The sequence below is a fragment of the Streptomyces sp. NBC_01485 genome, from assembly GCF_036227125.1.
Classification (GTDB): Bacteria; Actinomycetota; Actinomycetes; order Streptomycetales; family Streptomycetaceae; genus Streptomyces.
In genome coordinates this window covers 6,404,576-6,425,274 of the sequence record NZ_CP109435.1, presented here as the reverse complement: position 1 = coordinate 6,425,274, position 20,699 = coordinate 6,404,576, and the positions used below count along the sequence as shown (strand labels likewise).

Annotated in this window: 13 protein-coding genes and 1 pseudogene; 7 read left to right on the top strand and 7 right to left on the bottom strand. The window is 70.7% G+C overall.

What is annotated here, in order from left to right; translation table 11 throughout:
• Positions 1 to 122: 122 nt before the first annotated feature.
• Together OG352_RS29165 and OG352_RS29160 are read right to left on the bottom strand one after the other, a co-directional pair.
• Positions 123 to 1,886, bottom strand: coding sequence for a recombinase family protein (locus OG352_RS29165; protein ID WP_329220998.1), 1,764 nt, complete (start codon positions 1,884 to 1,886; stop codon positions 123 to 125).
• A gap of 25 nt (positions 1,887 to 1,911) precedes the next feature.
• Positions 1,912 to 3,058 (bottom strand): annotated as a pseudogene (locus tag OG352_RS29160) (LON peptidase substrate-binding domain-containing protein); the annotation flags it as partial.
• 196 nt (positions 3,059 to 3,254) lie between these two features.
• Here OG352_RS29160 and OG352_RS29155 point away from each other — a divergent pair.
• From OG352_RS29155 to OG352_RS29145, 3 genes are all read left to right on the top strand, one after another.
• On the top strand, positions 3,255 to 4,448 hold the full coding sequence (locus OG352_RS29155; RefSeq protein ID WP_329220996.1) for an NAD(P)/FAD-dependent oxidoreductase: 1,194 nt from the start codon (positions 3,255 to 3,257) through the stop codon (positions 4,446 to 4,448).
• A 17-nt stretch (positions 4,449 to 4,465) separates the two neighbouring features.
• Positions 4,466 to 5,368: an RNA polymerase sigma-70 factor gene (locus OG352_RS29150; RefSeq protein ID WP_329220994.1), complete on the top strand. Its 903-nt coding sequence runs from the start codon at positions 4,466 to 4,468 to the stop codon at positions 5,366 to 5,368.
• Positions 5,369 to 5,547: 179 nt separating this feature from the next.
• Positions 5,548 to 6,570 carry a DUF5954 family protein gene (locus OG352_RS29145; RefSeq protein ID WP_329220992.1) on the top strand — a complete coding sequence of 341 codons (1,023 nt, stop codon included), beginning with the start codon at positions 5,548 to 5,550 and terminating at the stop codon, positions 6,568 to 6,570.
• Here OG352_RS29145 and OG352_RS29140 read toward each other — a convergent pair.
• Positions 6,554 to 7,447 carry a rhomboid-like protein gene (locus OG352_RS29140; protein ID WP_329220991.1) on the bottom strand — a complete coding sequence of 298 codons (894 nt, stop codon included), beginning with the start codon at positions 7,445 to 7,447 and terminating at the stop codon, positions 6,554 to 6,556. The genes OG352_RS29145 and OG352_RS29140 overlap by 17 nt on opposite strands.
• 227 nt (positions 7,448 to 7,674) lie before the next feature.
• On the opposite strand from OG352_RS29140, the gene OG352_RS29135 reads away from it, so the two are divergent.
• From OG352_RS29135 to OG352_RS29120, 4 genes are all read left to right on the top strand, one after another.
• On the top strand, positions 7,675 to 8,373 hold the full coding sequence (locus tag OG352_RS29135; protein ID WP_329220989.1) for a spermidine synthase: 699 nt from the start codon (positions 7,675 to 7,677) through the stop codon (positions 8,371 to 8,373).
• A gap of 122 nt (positions 8,374 to 8,495) precedes the next feature.
• Entirely contained in the window at positions 8,496 to 9,236 is a 741-nt protein-coding gene (locus OG352_RS29130) for a response regulator transcription factor (RefSeq protein WP_329220987.1), read from the top strand.
• Positions 9,233 to 10,348, top strand: a complete 1,116-nt coding sequence (locus OG352_RS29125) for a sensor histidine kinase (RefSeq protein ID WP_329220986.1) — start codon at positions 9,233 to 9,235, stop codon at positions 10,346 to 10,348. The genes OG352_RS29130 and OG352_RS29125 overlap by 4 nt, the downstream gene beginning before the upstream one ends.
• Positions 10,349 to 10,651: 303 nt before the next feature.
• Positions 10,652 to 14,428 (top strand): multifunctional oxoglutarate decarboxylase/oxoglutarate dehydrogenase thiamine pyrophosphate-binding subunit/dihydrolipoyllysine-residue succinyltransferase subunit, encoded by a 3,777-nt coding sequence (locus tag OG352_RS29120; RefSeq protein ID WP_329220984.1) that lies wholly within the window; start codon positions 10,652 to 10,654, stop codon positions 14,426 to 14,428.
• Positions 14,429 to 14,522: 94 nt separating this feature from the next.
• On the opposite strand, the gene fxsT is transcribed toward OG352_RS29120, so the two are convergent.
• From fxsT to fxsA, 4 genes are all read right to left on the bottom strand, one after another.
• Complete coding sequence (gene fxsT / locus OG352_RS29115) at positions 14,523 to 17,537, bottom strand: FxSxx-COOH system tetratricopeptide repeat protein (RefSeq protein ID WP_329220982.1); 3,015 nt, start codon at positions 17,535 to 17,537, stop codon at positions 14,523 to 14,525.
• 130 nt (positions 17,538 to 17,667) lie between these two features.
• Positions 17,668 to 19,122 carry an aKG-HExxH-type peptide beta-hydroxylase gene (locus OG352_RS29110; protein WP_329224009.1) on the bottom strand — a complete coding sequence of 485 codons (1,455 nt, stop codon included), beginning with the start codon at positions 19,120 to 19,122 and terminating at the stop codon, positions 17,668 to 17,670.
• Positions 19,122 to 20,324 (bottom strand): FxsB family cyclophane-forming radical SAM/SPASM peptide maturase, encoded by a 1,203-nt coding sequence (locus tag OG352_RS29105; RefSeq protein ID WP_329220980.1) that lies wholly within the window; start codon positions 20,322 to 20,324, stop codon positions 19,122 to 19,124. The genes OG352_RS29110 and OG352_RS29105 overlap by 1 nt, the downstream gene beginning before the upstream one ends.
• A gap of 133 nt (positions 20,325 to 20,457) precedes the next feature.
• Positions 20,458 to 20,679: an FxSxx-COOH cyclophane-containing RiPP peptide gene (gene fxsA / locus OG352_RS29100; protein ID WP_329220978.1), complete on the bottom strand. Its 222-nt coding sequence runs from the start codon at positions 20,677 to 20,679 to the stop codon at positions 20,458 to 20,460.
• Positions 20,680 to 20,699 lie beyond the last annotated feature (20 nt).

Genomic DNA, 20,699 nt, shown 5'->3' with positions numbered 1-20,699 from the left:
GCTACCGGTCGGTAATAACGCTGTGACCCGCGCCACAAAGCCCCGTATGCCGTTCTGTGGGCATGAAAAAGCCCCGGATGGCCTTGCTCCCTCCGGGGCTCCCTCTGGGGCTCAGCGGCCCGCTAGGCCGCTTCTTCGTACTCGTCTACCTCTTCGGCCGGAAGCTCAGCGAACTTGATTGTCGTTCGTGCGGCTACCCCAGGGGCGAACCGCCCTCGTCCAGCGTTGGGCGACTTGATGATCTCGACCCGGTCCACGAACAGCCGGATGAAATCGCGCTTTTCGTTCATGCTCTGCTTAGCCCACCAGGAACCTTCGCCGGTCGGGTCTGCGAGTTTGACCGAGCCACCGTCTTCGCCACTCAGCCATTCGCCGATGGGCAGTCGAGGCGTGGCGATCTCGTCCAGCTCCATGAGCCGTTCCTCAGCGCCGGTAATCCGGCCGTTCAGCTTGCGCTCAAGCTCAATGAACTTACGGCGTCCGATCGGGCCGGAGTAGCCACCCGCTTCTCGATCCTCGTACAGCTCGTTTAGGGCCGTTGTAGCGTCCGCCCGTTCCTGAACCAGGGATGCACGCTCACCGGCCGTTTCCGGGGCTTCTGTGCGCTTGCCGAATCGGCGCGTTGCCTCAGCGAGGATCAAGATCGTTTCAGGGTCGCTTTCCGCTGCGTCGATCAGCGCGAAAATGCGGCTAGCCACGTAGTCATCAAGGATGGTCGTAACGATGGTCGGCGTTCCGTGACCCTCAATGGTCCGGCGTCCCTTGCATTGGTAAGACGCTTTCCTCTTTGAGTCGCCGTTCCGGCCGTGGCCGACCATTACTCCACCACACTCGCAGTACAGAAGGTTCATGGCGGAGAGCAGGAATTCGCCCCTGTAGAGCCCTTTCCCGCGCCCCCGGCTGCTTAGCCACTCCTGAAGTTCGTACCACTCGTCACGGGGGATGATCTCGCCACAGTCGAGCGTCAACGGCTCCATGGTTTCCGGATCGCGCTTGATCTTGTAACCGATCAGGGTCCGGGTCATGTTGCCTTCGTCGTCGACCTTGCCGATTCGCTCGCATTCGAAGCCAGCGATGCGCGGGTCACGGAGAATGCGTTTCACCGTGGCAGGGTCCCAAACGCTCTCGCTGGTTCGCTTTCCGCTTGTTGCGCCACGGGTAGGGACTAGGTCCTTTTCGAGTTGTCGGCAAATGGTCGTGAGCGAACCGGGATGCTCCTTCCCGCGCTTAGCGTCGATGATCTCGTCTTTGTGCGCCTTGATGGTTTGCCAAATCCGCTTAATGATCTTTACTTCGCTCGGCCGGTGCTTGAGCCGCTGAATGGCAATCGGCTTGTTACGGTCGGCCGAGTTCGGGACGGTAACCGGCTGAAGCTCGAAGCCGTAGGGCACTTTCCCGACGAAACCGCCGAGCGAGCGCGCGAGATCGTGAGCGCTCTTTACGGCGGTGCTCTTGTTCTTGCTGTCGTTGTGCGCTTGATCAAGGCGCATGATCATGTGGATAAGGTCCAGAACGTTTCCCTTACGGAAAACGCCCTCAGTCACGCTAACGATGGTTACGCCGAGAGTCAGCAGTTCCGAGATAATGGGGATTGCGTCGGCAGGTTCTTGACGCGAAAAGCGGGAAATGTACATGACGATGATCATGTTCACTCGACCCGTGCGGCACGCATTCAGCAGCCGCTCGAATTCCGGCCGCTCCTTCCCGCTGAACGCCGATGTACCAGGCTTTTCAGAGAAGTGACCTATCCACACCACGTCTTCGCCCCCTTTGGCCCGTCGGTCAGCCTCAGCGCGGTTAGCGGCTCGCTGCGTCGACTGTGACGCTTCGCTGCGGTTAGCGCGTTCTTCCGACTGTCTGTCGTACCCTGCGGCGTGAATGGTCATGCCCGTTGCCGTCCCTGTGGTCATGGCGCGTGATCGCATCCGCCAAACTGAGTTTTGTCTTGCCGACGCCGGGCGGGCCAGACGAGCGCGAGCACCGCGCCGCCGCGCCGCCCGCCCACGACACCCAACCCGCGCTCGCCGCGCCGCTTGCGCACGGCCAGGTACTCGGTGATCCGCTCCTTCACGTCCTCCAGGCCGGCGTGCTCGGCGTCCAGGACCGCCTGGGCGCCCTGGATGTCGTACCGGTCCTCGGTCCTTTCGTTCCACGGGAGTTCGAGGACGGTGTCCAGCCAGGTGCGGATCCACGACCCCTCGGGCGACTGGTCGCTGGACCGCTCCAGCTTGTCGACCTCCTTGAGGGCGGCCTCGCGGACCTTCTCGGGCAGGTCTGCGGCCTCGACGCGGGTGCGGTAGTCGTCGGACTCCTCGCCCTCCTGTTCGCCGTTGAGCTCGCGCAGCTCCTTGCGGACCGCTTCGAGCTGGCGGCGCAGCAGGAACTCGCGCTGCTGCTTGTCGACGCCCTCCTGGACGTCCTTGGCGATCGTGTCGGCCACGTCCTGCTCGGCGAGGTGGTCGCGCAGTTGCGAGGCGGCGAGCTTCAGCCGGGCCACCGGGTCGGCGGTCTCCAGCAGCTCCACCTTCTGTCCGGTGGTCAGGAACGGCGAGTAGCCGGAGTTGTCGGCGAGCGCGGAGACGTCGTCGATGGCCTGGACGCGGTCGACGACCTGCCAGGCGCCGCGCTTGCGCAGCCAGGCGGTGGCGAGCGCCTTGTACTCCTTGACGAGGTCGGCGACGTGCCCGGGCAGCGGCTCGGGGACGCTCTGGTCGACCCTCGTCCCCTCGACCCAGAGGGCGGCGCCCGGACCGGTGGTGCCGGCGCCGATCTTCACCCTCCCCCGGCCGCGGATCAGCGCGCCCGGGTCTCCGTCGGCCAGCCGGCCGACCTGTTCGACGGTGCCGAGCACACCCGTGCTCGCGTACGTCCCGTCGATGCGCGGCACCAGCAGCACGCGGGGCTTGCCGGGCTCCGAGCGGGCGGCGGCCTGGGCGGCCTCCACCGCGGCGCGTACGTCGGTGTCGCCGAGGTCCAGCGGAACCACCATGCCGGGGAGCACGACCTCGTCGTCGAGCGGCAACACGGGCAGGGTGAGCGGTGCGGACGTCGAAGCCATGATCTCCCCTTCAGCAGGCAAGTTGAGCTATGCCGACTCAATGCACGTGAGCCTCGGAATGTTCCCGGGGATGCCGTCCGTTCGCTGTGGGCGATCACGGGACGCGTCTGTCACAACGACCGGCCCGCCGGTGTCTTGAGACCGAACCGTTGAACCGAACCCGTGAACCGAACCGTTGAAGCGAGGAGTCACCACGATGAAGAACACCGAAGTGGTCGTGATCGGTGGCGGATACGCCGGTGTGATGGCCGCCAGTCGTCTGACGCGGCGCGCCGACGTGACCGTGACGCTGATCAACCCGCGCGCGTCCTTCGTCGAGCGGATCCGGCTGCACCAGCTGGTGGGCGGGTCCCACGACGCGGTCGTCCGCTACGACCGGGTCCTGGCCGAGGGCGTCCGGCTGGTCGTCGACACCGTGACCCGGATCGACGCGGCCGGGCGCGGCGTGACGCTGGCGAGCGGCGGCACGGTCGGCTACGACTACCTGATCTACGCCGTGGGCAGTGGCGGCGCCGACCCGGGCGTGCCCGGAGCGGCCGAGTTCGCCCACCCGATCGCCACCCTGGAGGCGGCGCAACGGCTGCGCGCGGTCCTCGCCGCCGCGCCCTCGACGGCCCCGGTGACCGTCGTCGGGGCCGGTCCGACCGGTATCGAGACCGCCGCCGAGCTGGCGGAGGCGGGCCGCGCCGTGACCCTGGTGTGCGGCGGGGTGCTCGGCCCGTATCTGCACCCCCGGGGCCGGCGCTCGGTCGCCGGGCGGCTGGCCGGGCTCGGGGTGACCGTGCTCGACGGCCCGGGCTCGAAGGTGACGGCGGTGACACGCGACGCCGTGCGGCTCGGTGACGGCCGCGAGCTGCCGAGCGAGGTGACCGTCTGGACCGCCGGGTTCGGCGTGCCGGACCTGGCCGCGCGCAGCGGGCTGAGCACCGACGCCGCGGGCCGACTGCTCACGGACGAGACGCTGACGAGCGTGGACGACGGGCGCGTCGTCGCCGCCGGGGATGCGGCGGCGCCCTCGGACCTGCCGTTCCGGATGAGCTGCCAGTCCGCGGTCCAACTGGGCCCGCAGGCCGCCGAGACCGTGCTCAGCCGGCTCGCCGGTGAGCGGCCCGCGCCCGTGAGCGTGGGGTTCGCCGGCCAGTGCGTCAGCCTGGGGCGGCGCGCCGGCGTCTTCCAGTTCGCCCACCGCGACGACACCGCCAACCGGTACCGCCTCGGCGGCCGCCTGGGCGCGAAGCTCAAGGAGTTCGTGTGCAGGAGCACCGTCTGGCAGTTGGCGTACGAGGCGCGCAGGCCCGGTTCGCACACCTGGTGGGGCAAGGACGACAAGCGCCCGCACCTGCTGGAGGCCAGGCGCGACAAGGCGCCGGCCACCGCTGACCGCATCTGAACCCCGGAGGCCGACAGATGAACGACGACGACGATGCCACCGACCTTGCGACCGAGACGTTCGTCGCCCACCGCAACCTGCTCTTCACCGTCGCCTACGAGATGCTCGGATCGGCGGCCGACGCCGAGGACGTCCTCCAGGAGACCTGGCTGCGATGGGTCGACGTCGACCTCGGGCAGGTGCGCGACCAGCGCGCCTACCTGGTCCGGATCACCACCCGGCAGTCGCTCAACCGGCTGCGCACGATGAGCCGCCGCAAGGAGGCGTACGTCGGCCCCTGGCTGCCGGAACCACTGCTCACCGCGCCCGACGTGGCCGAGGACGCGCTGCTCGCCGAGAGCGTGTCGATGGCGCTGATGCTCGTCCTCGAGACGCTGTCGCCGACCGAGCGCGCCGTCTTCGTGCTGCGCGAGGTCTTCGACATCGGCTACGACGAGATCGCGGCCGCCGTCGACAAGAGCCCCGCGGCCGTCCGCCAGATCGCGCACCGCGCCCGCCGGCACGTCGACGCCCGCCGCCCCCGCCGGACGGTCTCCGCCGGCGAGACCCGGGCGGCGCTGGAGTCGTTCCGGCGCGCCCTCGAGACGGGGGACCCGCAGCGCCTGCTCGACGTGCTCGCCCCGGAGGTCGTCCTGATGAGCGACGGCGGCGGCATCAGGCAGGCCGCGCTGCGGCCGATCACCGGCGCCGACAAGGTGGCCCGCTTCATGGTCGGCGCGCTCGGCAAGAACGCGCACCCGATCGCCGTCGCGCCCACCGTGGTCAACGGCAACCCGGGACTCGTCGTCCACCTGGGCGGGGAGATCGACGGCATCTTGGCGATCCGGGTCGAGGACGCCCGCGTCATCGGCCTCTACTACGTCCGCAACCCGGAGAAACTGTCCCGCGTCGAGTCCGAGACCCCGCTCACCCTGCGCTGAATCCCCGATCCCCGGCACGGAGGGACACGGAGGGACACGCGGGGGTGACGTCCGGCGGCCGGAGGGGCGCATCGGTCGGTTCCGCACGACCGGGCGCGCCTCTCGCGCTCCCTCCCCGCACCCCGTCCACTTCCGGCATTCACCCCGAAGTGTCCCTCCGGCGCGACGACAATGCGCATATGACCGATGACTGGAAGCGACGTCTCGACTCCCTCCACGCGGAGCTGGTCCGCCGCGACGACCCCGTCGCCTGGGTGACGGAGGCGGACGCCGTCGAGGCCTCCCGGCGTTATCCGCACATCGCGCTGCGCGGGCCCGTCTTCGGCATCGCCGTACGCGACCCGGCCGCCGACGGGCCGGGCTGGCGCCTGCTGAAGCCGGTGGTGGACGGCATGCCCCAGCAGGCCCGGGACGGCCTGAACTCGTACCTGTGGTTCAAGGCGAAGGACGGCACCGACGATCCGGCTGTGCGGCGCGAGCTGCTGGCGGCCGTGGCCGTGCTGGAGCGGGCCCCGGCCGACGAGGTGGAGGCCCTGGGCGTGCGCTACCGGGTGGTGCGCGGCGACGAGTTCGCCCGGACCGGCGACGACGGCCTGGAGCCGCCCCGGCCCACCGACCCGGAGCCGGTGGCCCTCTCCTGGGAGGAGGACCAGACCGCCGGCCCGTCGCCGGACGTGGGCTACGTCCTGGACCCCGGCCGCGACGAGGGCCCGATGGCGGGCGCCCTGCGGCTGGGCCTGCGCGACTTCGCGTACACGGGCGCCCGCTTCCCGGCCGCGGTGCGCGCGGACTCGGTGCGGGCGTCGCGGACGCACCCGGACGTGGTCCGGCTGCCCGTCGGCTTCTCGGTCGCCGAACGCGACGACACCGGCTGGACCCCGTGTGGCTCCCTGTCGGCGACCCCGCACGAGGCGCGCCGCTCGCTGTACGAGGGGATGGCCCGCGTCTGGGCGATGCTGTACCGCTTCGACGAGCGCAAGAAGGGGCTGTACGCGCGGTCCGCGGAGGCGTTCCGGGCGGCCGGGCGGGCCGACGAGGCGCGGGTGGAGGGGCGGCTGTTCCGGATCTGCCGGGTCGAGCGGATGGTCCGCCTGGGCCCGGACGGCCCGGAGCCGCCCCGCCCGTCGGACGTCGACGAGTACGGCCCCATGAAGCTCCACCCGACCCTGCGCGAGGACGGCACGGTCAAGTACGACGACTGACCTGGCGCCGGACCCACGGCCAGGTGGCGACGCCGATCGCCAGCGCGATCAGGTGGCCCCAGTTCGTCATCGGGTCGGTGAAGGCGATCAGGTCCTCCAGCAGCATCCCGCCGAACGCGGCCAGCAGCGGCCAGCGCAGCCAGGGCCCGAGCAGCCCGGCCAGGGCGCCGACGCTCGCGGCGACGCCGAAGCTGATGCCGTAGTCGAGGCGGTGCAGCGAACTGTCGGGCAGCTCGCCCACCAGCACCGCCAGCCCCACCGGGACCTCGGTCGCGAGGGTGGCCAGGACATGCCCGAGCAGGAAGACGACGGCCGTACGGACGCCGCCGACGCGCCGCTCCAGGGCACTGAGGACGACCAGGAAGCCGAGCGTGAACGGCGACGCGAAGCCACCCGCCACCCACAGCGCGCTCGCCACCAGCACCAGCGCAGGGCTCTGCACCAGGTGCGCCACATCGGTGCTCGAGCCCTGGTGCAGGGCGTACACGAGGGCGGTGTCGGCGTGCGCGGCGAAGAACGAGGTGGCGGCGAGGACGGCGGCGTACCCGAGGGTGAAGGGAACCGGGAACCGCAGCCGCGGGCGCGGGCGGAGACGAGGGCCGGGTCCGGAATCGGGGCCGGCATCCGGGCCGGCATCCGGGCCGGCATCCGGGCCGGCATCCGGGCCGGCATCCGGGCCGGCATCCGGGCCGAAGTCGGGGCCGAAGTCCGCGCCGAAGTCGGGGCCCGCCTCGACCGGCGGGGGCTCGGCGATTCTGCTGGGGCGCTGGCCCGGTATGCCGTCCAGTAACCCGTTGACGTCCAACAGCCCCTCGACATCGGGCAGCCCGGACACGTCGGGCAGGGGCGGGCTCTGGGGCGGTGCCGTGCTTTCCACCTGACGCGCTCCTTCCGTTTCACCCCACCTTTCGGGGCCCGCCCACCCGCTGTCTGTGACCGACGCCACGCCTGAGCCGATTCACAGCAAGCTCTGAGACTTCTCTGTGCCGGCTCTCATGCACGCGGAACCCACGCCGCCGTTTTTCCGAACAGACGTTCGTCAACCGCCCCCGCCGGACGGGGAATTCCCTCAACAGACCGTCAGGGAAGTGCCACGATGGACCGATGCCCATTCCGTACGACATCCCCGACGCACCCGAAGTCCTGGACCGTCGCGAGGGCCCCTACGGTGAGGTCGTCCTGCGCCGGCACGGGGAGTTGCTCCAGATCATCGCCAACGGCTGCTTCCTGATGGACACTTCGGACGGCCGCTCGGAGCGGCTGCTGATCGACGCCGCGCTCGCCGCGCTGAACTCCCTCTCCGGCGACAGCCCTTCGCCCGATCTCCTCATCGGCGGCCTGGGCGTCGGCTTCTCGCTCGCGCACGCCGCCGCCGACCCCCGCTGGGGCCGCGTCACGGTCGTGGAGCGCGAACGCGCGGTCATCGACTGGCACCTCGGCGGCCCGCTGGCCGCCGTCTCCGGACCGGCGCTCGGCGACCTCCGGACGAAGATCGTCGAAACGGATCTGCTCGACTACGTCAATGAGACATGCGACACGTTCGACGCGTTATGTCTCGACATCGACAACGGGCCCGGCTGGACCGTCACCGAGGGCAACGACAGCCTGTACTCGGCGGCCGGACTCGCAGACTGCGCACGGGTGTTGAGACCGGGCGGGGTACTGGCGGTGTGGTCGGCCAGGCCCTCTCCGGAATTCGAGGGAACCATGAGGAATGCCGGGTTCCAACGGGTGCGTACCGAAGAGATCCCGGTTGCCCGAGGCGTGCCGGACGTCGTGCATCTCGCCGTCCGGCCTGGATAGCAAAGCCGTGGTGACTCCCCGTACGCTGCACCCCTGACGCCGATCATTTACGCGTCAACCGCAGTCATGCGCAGACAAGGGATCACCCCACTGGTTCCGGAAAGCACACTCAGGGGCGGGCGATGGAGCAGACACACACCGCACACAACAGCACGGCGACGGCGACCCAGGGCGCGCAGCGACGCGTCCTGGTGGTCGAGGACGACCCGACGATCGTCGACGCCATCGCGGCCCGCCTGCGCGCCGAGGGATTCCTCGTGCAAACGGCGGGTGACGGCCCCGCGGCCGTCGACACCGCCGAGGCCTGGCAGCCAGACCTGCTGATCCTCGACATCATGCTGCCCGGCTTCGACGGTCTGGAGGTCTGCCGCAGAGTGCAGGCAGCCCGTCCGGTGCCGGTGCTGATGCTCACCGCGCGCGACGACGAGACCGACATGCTGGTCGGGCTCGGCGTGGGCGCCGACGACTACATGACCAAGCCGTTCTCGATGCGGGAGCTGGCAGCCCGCGTGCACGTCCTGCTGCGCCGGGTGGAGCGGGCCGCGATCGCGGCGACGACCCCGCGCAGCGGGATCCTGCGGCTCGGCGAGCTGGAGATCGACCACGCGCAGCGCCGGGTGCGGGTGCGCTCGGAGGACGTGCACCTCACGCCCACCGAGTTCGACCTGCTGGTCTGCCTGGCGAACACCCCGCGCGCGGTGCTCTCCCGTGAGCAGCTCCTCGCCGAGGTCTGGGACTGGGCCGACGCCTCCGGCACCCGCACGGTCGACAGCCACATCAAGGCGCTGCGCCGGAAGATCGGCGCCGAGCGGATCCGTACGGTGCACGGCGTGGGCTACGCGTTGGAGACCCCGACGCCATGAGCTCCGGGCCGGACGGACCGAGAAGCCCCGCTCCCGGCTCCGGGGAGCCCTGGGGCGGGGTGCGCCCGTTCTCGGTCAAGACCAAGCTGGGCGCGCTGGTCGTGATCTCGGTGCTGATCACCACCGGTCTGTCGATGATCGCGGTGCACACCAAGACGGAGCTGCGCTTCATCACGGTCTTCTCGATGATCGCCACGCTGCTCATCACGCAGTTCGTGGCGCACTCGCTCACCTCGCCGCTGGACGAGATGAACACGGTCGCCCGGTCCATCTCGCACGGCGACTACACCCGCAGGGTGCGCGAGAACCGACGTGACGAGCTGGGCGACCTGGCCCAGACGATCAACGTCATGGCGGACGAGCTGGAGGCGCAGGACCGCCAGCGCAAGGAGCTGGTGGCCAACGTCTCGCACGAGCTGCGCACGCCCATCGCGGGCCTGCGCGCCGTCCTGGAGAACGTGGTCGACGGCATCGCCGAGGCGGACACCGAGACGATGCGCACGGCCCTGAAGCAGACGGAGCGGCTCGGCCGGCTGGTGGAGACCCTGCTCGACCTGTCGCGCCTCGACAACGGCGTCGTCCCGCTGCGCAAGCGGCGCTTCGAGGTGTGGCCGTACCTGTCCGGGGTGCTGAAGGAGGCCAACATGGTCGCCTCGGCGCGCGCCTCCATGGGCTCGGGCGGCAACCACACGCGCACGGACGTCCATCTGCACCTGGACGTCACCCCGCCGGAGCTGACCGCGCACGCCGACCCGGAGCGCATCCACCAGGTCGTCGCGAACCTGATCGACAACGCGGTCAAGCACAGCCCGCCGCACGGACGGGTGACGGTGAAGGCGCGGCGCGGCCCGCTGCCGGAGTCGCTGGAGCTGGAGGTCCTGGACGAGGGCCCCGGCATTCCGCGCTCCGAGTGGCACCGCGTGTTCGAGCGGTTCAACCGCGGAGTCGTCCGCCGGCCGCACGGCCCGGGCAGCGACGGCGGCACGGGACTGGGGCTGGCGATCGCCCGCTGGGCGGTCGATCTGCACGGCGGCCGGATCGGAGTGGCCGAATCCGATCGGGGTTGCCGGATCCTTGTCACCCTTCCGGGAGAGTCATCCGTCCCAAGTTGACGTAAAGTTCGAATCGGAGCCACAAGATCCATGAGAGTCCGCGCTGACGGACACGTGTGATCAGGCGGTGGACCGGCCGCAGGCCGGACCGGGTCCGGCCGTTCGGCGTGCGCGACCTGCCTGAACATGCTCTTTTTGACGCGCAACCGCGCTTGTTTCCCGCCATTTCCACCCCCGAAACACACTTTCCGATGTGACTTACGCGACGATGCACCTGCCCGGCCTGACCTTCCCCCTCTCGGGGGCGTAGCCTTTATTCCCGCTGTCCATCACCTTGTGAAGCGGAAGAGGGCGGTTGCCGCCGTGTCGCCACAGTCCCCCAGTAACTCGAATATCTCGACCGACGCAGACCAAGCGGGGAAGAACCCCGCCGTCGCGTTCGGGCCGAACGAGTGGCTCGTCGACGAGATCTATCAGCAGTACCTCCAGGACCCGAATTCGGTAGACCGCGCCTGGTGGGACTTCTTCGCCGACTACAAGCCCGGGGCCGCCACGCCCTCGGCTCCGGCGGGTACTGCGGCCGCGGGGGCCGCAGCAACCACCACGCCCCCGGCGCCCGCCGCCGCGGCCGCTCCGGCTCAGCCGGCCCCCGCCGCTCCCGCGCCGGCCCCGGCCGCCGTCCCGGCTCCGGCGAAGGCGGCCCCCGCCGCCAAGCCGGCCGCCGCGCAGGCGGCGCCCGCCGCCGCGGTGCCCGCGACCGCTCCCGGAGGTCCGGAGTTCGTGACGCTGCGCGGCCCGGCCGCCGCGGTCGCCAAGAACATGAACGCCTCGCTGGACCTGCCCACGGCCACGTCCGTGCGCGCGGTGCCGGTGAAGCTGCTGTTCGACAACCGCATCGTCATCAACAACCACCTCAAGCGCGCCCGGGGCGGGAAGATCTCCTTCACGCACCTGATCGGCTTCGCGATGGTGCAGGCCATCAAGGCGATGCCGTCGATGAACTGGCACTACGCGGAGAAGGACGGGAAGCCCACCCTCGTCAAGCCGCCGCACGTCAACTTCGGCCTGGCCATCGACCTGGTGAAGCCCAACGGCGACCGCCAGCTCGTCGTGGCCGGCATCAAGAAGGCCGAGACGCTGAACTTCTTCGAGTTCTGGCAGGCCTACGAGGACATCGTCCGCCGCGCCCGCGACGGCAAGCTGACGATGGACGACTTCACCGGTGTCACGGTCTCCCTGACCAACCCCGGCGGCCTCGGCACCGTCCACTCCGTGCCGCGTCTGATGCCCGGTCAGTCGGTCATCATGGGCGTCGGCTCGATGGACTACCCGGCGGAGTTCCAGGGCACCAGCCAGGACACCCTGAACAAGCTCGGCATCGCGAAGGTCATGACACTCACGTCGACCTACGACCACCGGGTCATCCAGGGCGCCGCCTCCGGCGAGTTCCTGCGCGTCGTCGCGAACTCCCTCCTCGGCGAGAACGGCTTCTACGACGAGATCTTCGAGGCGCTGCGCATCCCCTACGAGCCGGTCCGCTGGCTCAAGGACATCGACGCCTCGCACGACGACGACGTCACGAAGGCCGCCCGCGTCTTCGAGCTGATCCACTCCTACCGGGTCCGCGGCCACGTCATGGCCGACACCGACCCGCTGGAGTACCGCCAGCGCAAGCACCCCGACCTCGACATCACCGAGCACGGGCTGACGCTGTGGGACCTGGAGCGCGAGTTCGCCGTCGGCGGCTTCTCGGGCAAGTCCCTGATGAAGCTGCGCGACATCCTCGGCGTGCTGCGCGACTCGTACTGCCGCACCACCGGCGTCGAGTTCATGCACATCCAGGACCCGAAGCAGCGCCGCTGGATCCAGGACCGCATCGAGCGCCCGCACTCCAAGCCGGAGCGCGAGGAGCAGTTGCGCATCCTGCGCCGGCTGAACGCGGCGGAGGCGTTCGAGACCTTCCTGCAGACCAAGTACGTCGGCCAGAAGCGGTTCTCCCTGGAGGGCGGCGAGTCCGTCATCCCGCTGCTCGACGCGGTGCTGGACAGCGCGGCCGAGTCGCGGCTCGACGAGGTCGTCGTCGGCATGGCCCACCGCGGCCGGCTGAACGTGCTGGCGAACATCGTCGGCAAGTCGTACGCGCAGATCTTCCGGGAGTTCGAGGGCAACCTCGACCCGAAGTCGATGCACGGCTCCGGCGACGTGAAGTACCACCTGGGCGCCGAGGGGACCTTCACCGGCCTGGACGGCGAGCAGATCAAGGTCTCGCTGGCCGCGAACCCGTCCCACCTGGAGACGGTCGACCCGATCATCGAGGGCATCAGCCGCGCCAAGCAGGACATCATCAACAAGGGCGGCACGGACTTCACCGTCCTGCCGGTCGCCCTGCACGGCGACGCGGCCTTCGCGGGCCAGGGCGTGGTGGCCGAGACCCTGAACATGTCGCAACTGCGCGGCTACCGCACCGGCGGCACGGTCCACATCGTCATCAACAACCAGGTCGGCTTCACCGCCGCCCCGGAGTCCTCCCGCTCGTCGATGTACGCGACGGACGTGGCGCGGATGATCGAGGCCCCGATCTTCCACGTGAACGGCGACGACCCCGAGGCCGTCGTGCGCATCGCACGCCTCGCCTTCGAGTTCCGCCAGGCGTTCAACAAGGACGTGGTGATCGACCTCATCTGCTACCGCCGCCGCGGTCACAACGAGTCGGACAACCCGGCCTTCACCCAGCCCCTGATGTACGACCTGATCGACAAGAAGCGCTCGGTGCGCAAGCTGTACACCGAGTCCCTGATCGGTCGCGGCGACATCACCCTGGAAGAGGCCGAGCAGGCGCTGCAGGACTACCAGGGCCAGCTGGAGAAGGTCTTCACGGAGGTCCGCGAGGCCGTCACGGCCCAGGCGGTCACCGGCCCGGTGTCGGACCCGCAGGCGGAGTTCCCGGTCGCCGTGAACACCGCGATCTCCACGGAGACCGTGAAGCGGATCGCCGAGTCCCAGGTCAACATCCCCGACTACTTCCACGTCCACCCGCGTCTGCTGCCGCAGTTGCAGCGCCGGGCGTCGATGGTCGAGGACGGCACGATCGACTGGGGCATGGGCGAGACGCTCGCCGTCGGCTCCCTCCTCCTGGAGGGCACCCCGGTCCGGCTGTCCGGCCAGGACTCCCAGCGCGGCACCTTCGGCCAGCGTCACGCGGTCCTCATCGACCGTGAGACGGGCGAGGAGCACACCCCGCTCCAGTACCTCAACGAGGAGCAGGCGCGCTACAACGTCTACAACTCCCTCCTCTCCGAGTACGCGGTCATGGGCTTCGAGTACGGCTACTCGCTGGCCCGCCCCGACGCGCTCGTGATGTGGGAGGCGCAGTTCGGCGACTTCGTCAACGGCGCGCAGACGGTCGTCGACGAGTACATCTCGGCGGCCGAGCAGAAGTGGGGCCAGACCAGCGGCGTCACGCTGCTCCTCCCCCACGGCTACGAGGGCCAGGGCCCGGACCACTCCTCGGCCCGTGTCGAGCGCTTCCTCCAGCTCTGCGCCCAGAACAACATGACGGTCGCGATGCCGACGCTGCCGTCGAACTACTTCCACCTCCTGCGGTGGCAGGTGCACAACCCGCACCACAAGCCGCTGGTCGTCTTCACCCCGAAGTCGATGCTGCGTCTGAAGGCCGCCGCGTCGAAGGCGGAGGAGTTCACCGAGGGCCAGTTCCGCCCGGTCATCGGCGACGCCTCGATCACCGACCCGGCGGCCGTCAAGAAGGTCGTCTTCTGCACCGGCAAGGTCTACTACGACCTGGACGGCGAGCGGCAGAAGCGCGGGGTCACGGACACGGCGATCATCCGCCTCGAGCGGCTGTACCCACTGCCGGGCGCCGAGGTGCAGGCCGAGGTCAACAAGTACCCGGGCGCCGAGAAGTACCTGTGGGTCCAGGAGGAGCCGGCCAACCAGGGCGCCTGGCCGTTCATCGCCCTGAACCTGATCGACCACCTCGACCTCGCGGTCGGCGCGGAGGTCCCGCACGGCGAGCGTCTGCGCCGCATCTCGCGGCCGCACGGCTCGTCGCCGGCGGTGGGTTCCGCGAAGCGGCACCAGGCCGAGCAGGAGCAGTTGGTGCGTGAGGTGTTCGAGGCGTAGTCCTCACCGCCACACCCGCTACGGCGAAGGGCCCGCCCCCGGAGGTTTCCGGGGGCGGGCCCTTCGGTGTTCGGCTCTGCTCGTGGGCGTCGGGTCAGGTCGTCTGGGGTTCGAAGTCCCAGTACGGCCGGTTGCGGGAGCGTGCCGTGATGGTGTGGACGTGCTGCTTGCCCAAGGTCGCCTCCAGGTCCGAGAGGGCCTCCTGCTCGACCTTCTCCGCCTGCCGGCGGTCGCGCAGCCCGCGCAGGTCGGCCGCGTGCGCGATACGGGCCGACAGGGTGAGCGGGTGGGTGCGCCCGAGCAGTTCGGCGGCCCGGGTCGCCGTGTCCCTGCTGAGCGTGGCCGCGCTCTCGGTGTCGCCGACGAGGTTGCGCAGGGCCGAGGCGTTGAGAGCGCAGCCCAGGCTCCAGGGATGGTTCTCCCCGACCGCCTCCGTCATGGCGGCCAGCGCCTGCTCGATGAGGACGTGGGCGTGTTCCCGTTCGCCCACGTTGCGCAGGATGAGCGCCTGGTTGGCGCGGGCTCCGGCGATGAAGGGGTGGGCGTCGGCGAGCATCACCTCGTAGCGCGCGACGACGGCCTCGCTGGTCTCCCGGGCCTGGTCGATGTCGCCGTGCTCCCGGGCGAAGCAGCTCTGGGCGCAGGCGAACATGAGGGTCCACGGGTGCGTCTCGCCCATCACCCGCTCGCCGCTGTCCAGGACGGTGCTGAAGAGCTCGCCGGCCCTGGCGCGTTCGCCGTTGCGGTACTGGCACAGCGCGAGGTTGTACTCGGCCTTCAGGGTCTGCGGGTTGCTGTCCCCCATCACGATCCGGTTGTCGCGGACGCTCTGCGACTGGATCGACTCGGCCTCGGTGTACCGGCCCAGCAGGCGCAGGTCGACGGAGTAGGAGATCTGGGAGTCGAGCGTCCAGGGGTGACGGCCCTTCAGCACCAGCCGCCGCGCCTCCATGACCTGGCGGTCGATGTCGAGCGCGTCCTGGTAGGCGCCGAGGAGACGCAGTGAGACGGCCACGTTGTTGCGGGCGTTCAGGGCGCGGGAGTCCTGCTCGCCGAGGAGCTCGTGGTAGGCCATCTGGGTCCACCGGGACAGGTCGAGCGCCTCGTCGTAGCGGCCCAGGCCGCGCAGGTCGGCGGCGAGGCCGCTGGCGAAGCGCAGGTGCTCCAGGTCCTGCGCCCCGCGTTCCTCCCGCAGTTGTTCGACGGCCGCGCGGTTGAGGGCCTCGGTGCGCGCGTACTCGCCGCCGGCGCGCAGCACGTTGACGTAGTGGAAGGTCAGTTCCCAGATCCGCGGGTGGCTCTCGCCGAGCAGCGAGCGCCAGGCCTCCATGGCTCGTTCGCCGAGCTTGATGCCGGCCACGTACTCGCCGGAGAAGTACATGTAGCGCAGGCAGTTGAGCACCAGGCTCTGGACGTTGGGGTCCCGGCTCTTGAGGACGTCCGCGTACTTCAGGTGCGGCACGATCTCGGCGTAGCGCGGCCACAGGCGGGTGTCGGTGGGCCTGCGCGGATCGGCGGCGGCCAGGGCCTGTCGTACGACGTCGATGAACTCGGCGCGGTCCGCGTCCGGCATGTCCTTCTGGACGATCTGGTGGACCATGCGGTGCAGGTAGAGGGACTCGCCGGAGGAGGCGGCCGTCTCGTCGCCGAGGGTCTCGTGGGACTCCAGGCGCACCACGGAGTACTGGCGGAGCTGGCTGATCGCCCTGTTCCACAGCAGCGGGTCGTTGAGCAGTCCGGCGATCTGTTCGGGCAGGTCGCCGCTCGGCATCTCCTTGAGGAGGCGTACGGGGATGAAGCCGGGCGCGAAGAAGGTGCACAGCCGCAGGAGGTCGACGGACTCGGGGACGGACTCGCGGAGTTTGTTCAGCAGTATCGACCAGGCGGTCTGGAAGGCGAGCGGGAAGTCCACCGAGACCTTCACGACGTCCTGGTCGATGCCGCCCTCCAGCAGGCCGATGTACTCCTGCACCGACAGGTCCGAGTCGTTGAGCCAGCCCGCGGTCTGGTCCAGCAGCAGCGGCAGGTCCTCCAGGGCCTCCGCGAGCTGGTCGGCCTCCCGCTCGTCGAGTCGCGGCGCGCGGCGGCGGATGAACGCCACCGACTCGTCGCGGGCGTACACCGGCACCTCCAGCAGCATGCTGTTGTGCTCGCTCCACTCGGGATTGCGCGAGGTGATGATCACGTGCCCGGGGCCGGTGGGCACCAGGTCCCAGATCTGGTCGGGTTCGTCCGCGCCGTCGAGGATCAGCAGCCAGCGCGCGTAGGGGTCGCCGCGGCGCAGCGAGTCCCGTACCGCGCGCAGCCGTTCGCCGTACTCCTGGCCCGTGCGCAGGCCCAGTTTGGGGGCGAGTTCGGCCAGCAGCCGCCGGTAGGTGACCCGTTTCTCGGCGTTCACCCACCACACGACGTCGTACTCGGAGCCGAAGCGGTAGACGTACTCGGCGGCGAGCTGGGTCTTGCCCACCCCCGACATGCCGTGGAACGTCACCACACCGGCGCCCGGCGCCGCGCCCTGCAACTGGTGGTAGGCGTCGTTGAGGATCGGCTCGCGGCCGGTGAAGCGGGTGTTGCGGCGCGGGACGCCGCCCCACACCTCGGGCATCGACGCGGGGAAGCGCGGGGCGCGCCGCTCGACCTCCGCGGGCTCCGGGAGGGGACCGGCGGTCAGGCCGAGCCGGTCCAGCAGGCGCCGCTCGGCCTCGTCGGCGCCCACGTTGATCAGTTCGGCCGGGGCGAGCACGGCGGCGGCGGAGGGCACGGCCGCGGTGGTCACGGAGACGGCCGCGAAACGGGACGGGTCGGGGGCGACGACCTCGCCCAGCGCCGCGTTCCACTCCTCGCGGCCGCGCGGCCCGAGCTGGAAGTACCACTCGCTGACGACGACGAGGATGCGGCCCTCGGCCATCTTCAGATGGCGCAGCAGGTCCACGAGGGGGATCTCCGCCGGGGCGTCCCACCGCTGGAACACCACGCGCAGCCCCCGGCGCTCCAGCCGGTCCCCGATCCAGGCCGCCCAGGCCCGGTTGAACCCGGCGAAGCTGATCGTGACGGTCTGTTTCGCCGCCTCCCCCACGGTCGTAACGACCGGCGTACGAGCTCCAGACATGCAGCGGCCTCCAGCGCGTAGTCCACAAAAATCCTAGAACCTCGGCGCATCGCTGGTAAGTGCGGCGGGCCCGCGAACGACACCTCGGCGCGACGATCTTTCCGCAGTGGACGGCCCGACGCGGGTATCTTCACCCATTCGGCCAAGGCGTGGAGGAGGTCTGACGCCGCGTCCACAAGGTGCGCGCGGCCTTCAGGTAGGCCTGCGCCCGGGCTGTGTGTCCCCGGGGAGCGGGATCCTCGGCCATGCGTTCGTACGCGGTGGCCATGGCGTCGACGAACCGCCGTCCCCGGGCGGTGAGATGCAGCGATCCGACCAGCGCGGGCAGGACCGCCCCGACCTGGGCGCGGTAGCGGGCGTGCTGGGCCCAGGCCGGCTCCTGGTGCGCGGAGTCCGCGGCGAGCGCGCGGCGCTGGAAGAAGTCCGCGAGCCCCAGATGCGCGTAGGCCCCCTGCAGGAGGCCGTCGAACGGGCGGGGATCGGGCCTCCAGGGTGCGAAGTACCGTGCGTCCGGACCTGCCCGATGGAGTGTCGTCATATCGCTGAGCGCCGCCAGTTTCGCGTGCTGGAGTTCGTGGACGAGGGTCCCGGCGAAGGCCACCGGCGAGGGCGGGGTGCTGCACAGCAGCGCGCCGAACGCGTCGCGCCGCGTCGCGCTGCAGCCGCCGTGGCCTTCCGCGCCCGGCGGCATCTCCAGCGGGACCAGGCACCTCAGCAGCGTCAGCGCCTCCGTCAGCCGGTGCTCGCCGCCCGAGCGCAGGGCGGCGGCCGTACCCGACCAGGCCTGGAGCCACCGTTTGCGTTCCGGGTCGTCCAGTGTCGTCGGCGCGCTCAGCGCGCGGTGGCGGGTGTCGCCGCGTGCCGTGCGGTACGGGTCGAGGTCGTCCAGGGCCATGGGCGCGGCCTCGGGCACGAGCCCGGGCAGCGCGTACGCCGGTGTCCACGCGAGCGCGCCGGACCAGGCGCCGAACCCGCGCTCCAGGAACACGGTCACGTCCGGCGCGTCGTGCTGACGGAGTGTCACGCGGCCCTGCCGGAAGGTCGCCCGGACCGGTGTGTCGCCCGCTGTGGCGGTGTGCAGGGTTCCGAGGGACGGCAGGTTGAGCACTCCGTCGTAGGCGGTCAGCTCGGCGGCGAAGGGGATCCCGGCGCGTGCGGCGGCCACGGCGGCGAGGGCGCTGAAGTGGGCGAGGGCGCGCCGGAGTTCGCGCGCGCTCTCCGGTGTGGGCGGTCGCTCCGCCGGGTCCAGGCCGCGCAGACAGCTCAGGGCCCATGGTCCGGTGAGCGGGTGCAGCAGCCGGGCCCGTGCGAAGGACGCGCCGAAGCGGTCGGGGTCGCCGGGAGCCGGCGGGCCGGTCGGCGCGGCGCGGTCCGCCTCGGTGAACAGCGCCCAGTCGTCCCGCAGCCGCGCCTTCTCCGCGGCGCCGCAGACGGCCGGATCCGCGCCCTGGGCCGCGTCGAGCACGGCACGCAGCAGGAGCAGCCGCCGGGTGTCCTGGTCCCGGGCGAGGAGCGCGAGCGTGTCGGCGCCGCCCTCGGCCCGGCCGAGTTCGGCGAGGGCCCGGTCCCAGACCGTCGGGAGAATCACGGGGTGCCCCCTTCGGGTGAGGCCGAGACGGCGATGGCAGTGGTGGTTGCGGTTGCAGTGGTGGCTGCGGTTGCAGTGGTGGTTGCGGCGAGGCGGGCGGCCACATGGCGGATGAAGCGCTGTAGGTCGGCGCAGTACACGGAGGGGTTGCGGAAGCCGTGCCCCGCCCGGTAGCGGTGCGCGTAGTGGCCGCCGCCGCAGACCGGGAGCAGCGGGCAGGCCCGGCACTGCCCGGCGAGGGCCGCCGCGCCCGCCTGCCGGGCGGCCACCCCCGGATGCTCCAGTGCCTCGTCGAAGCCGTGCCGGAAGACGTCCAGGCCGGTGCGGGCCGCGCCCTCGTAGGCCGATTTCAGGGAGTCCACCTGCTCGATCGACCCGTCCGTCTCGACGACCACGGCGTCGAAGGGCGCCAGCCCCAGCGTCTCCGAGATCGCCGGCAGTCCGAGCAGCAGCGCGACGCACTCCTCGAAGAGCCGCACCCGTGTCTCCCGCCGCCCGGCCTCCCACCAGCGGTCGAAGACGGCGCACAGCCAGTCGCCGTACACCGTCGCCGCGCTGTCCCGGTGGGGCGGTGGGGCCGACCAGTTCCCGTGCGGCAGCAGCAGGTCCAGGGCCGGCGGGCGCAGGGCGAGCAGCGACTCGTACGTCCGCACCGGGTCCTGGGTGACGTCGACGACCGCCAGGATCCCGGCGTACGCCTGCGGGAAGCGGTCGGCGACCAGGCGGGCCCCGCGTGCGGCGGCGGGCCAGGACGGGCGTCCCGCGTGGTCGACGCGGCGTGCGTTGTGGGCGGGGAGGCCTCCGTCGAGGCTGATGCCGACGCCGACCCGGTGCCGGGCCAGGATCGCCAGGCGTTTCTCGGTCAGCAGGGTGGCGTTGGTCTGGACGACGGCGCGGACCGTGCAGCCGGCCGGGGCCCGGTCGCGGACCAGCGCGGTGAACCGGCCGAGCGTGTCCGCCCCGGCCAGCAACGGTTCGCCGCCGTGCAGGATCAGCGAGAGGGCGGTCAGGCCGTGAACTCGCGCGTGCTCGGCGATGCGGTCGGCGGTGCGGTCCAGGACCTCGGGGGACGCGGCGGCGGGGCGTCCCCGCCAGGTGTCGTCGGGGCCCTCGTAGAGGTAGCAGTACCGGCAGGCGAGGTTGCAGCGGCCGTGCACCTTGACGATGAACTGCCGGAAGGGCACGTGCTGTTCGGACACATCAGCACCCCCCTGTCGTATCCCCGCGGCACGACCCCGCCCGTACGGAACCGCTTGCCCGCCGCGGGGGACGCCCCAAACGCGGAGCGTTCGACGCTGTCCGATTCGGTGGACGATACGACCGAAACCGATGTCAGAAGGAGTTGGTCCATCCCCAGAGCATCTCGCCAGGCCGCTTGGCCCGCTCGCGCAGATCCGCCAACACCTCCTGGAGCAGCGGGTGTTGGATCGACCCCAGCTCGGCCAGACTCAGCGCCGTCAGGTCGGGCAGATCCGACAGATCCGGCAGGTCCTCCGTTGCCTTCGTGCGGTCCCTGTGGTCCCTGTGGTCCGTCGGCTCGACGTGTCCGTCCATCCCGTTCCCCTCTCGCTCTC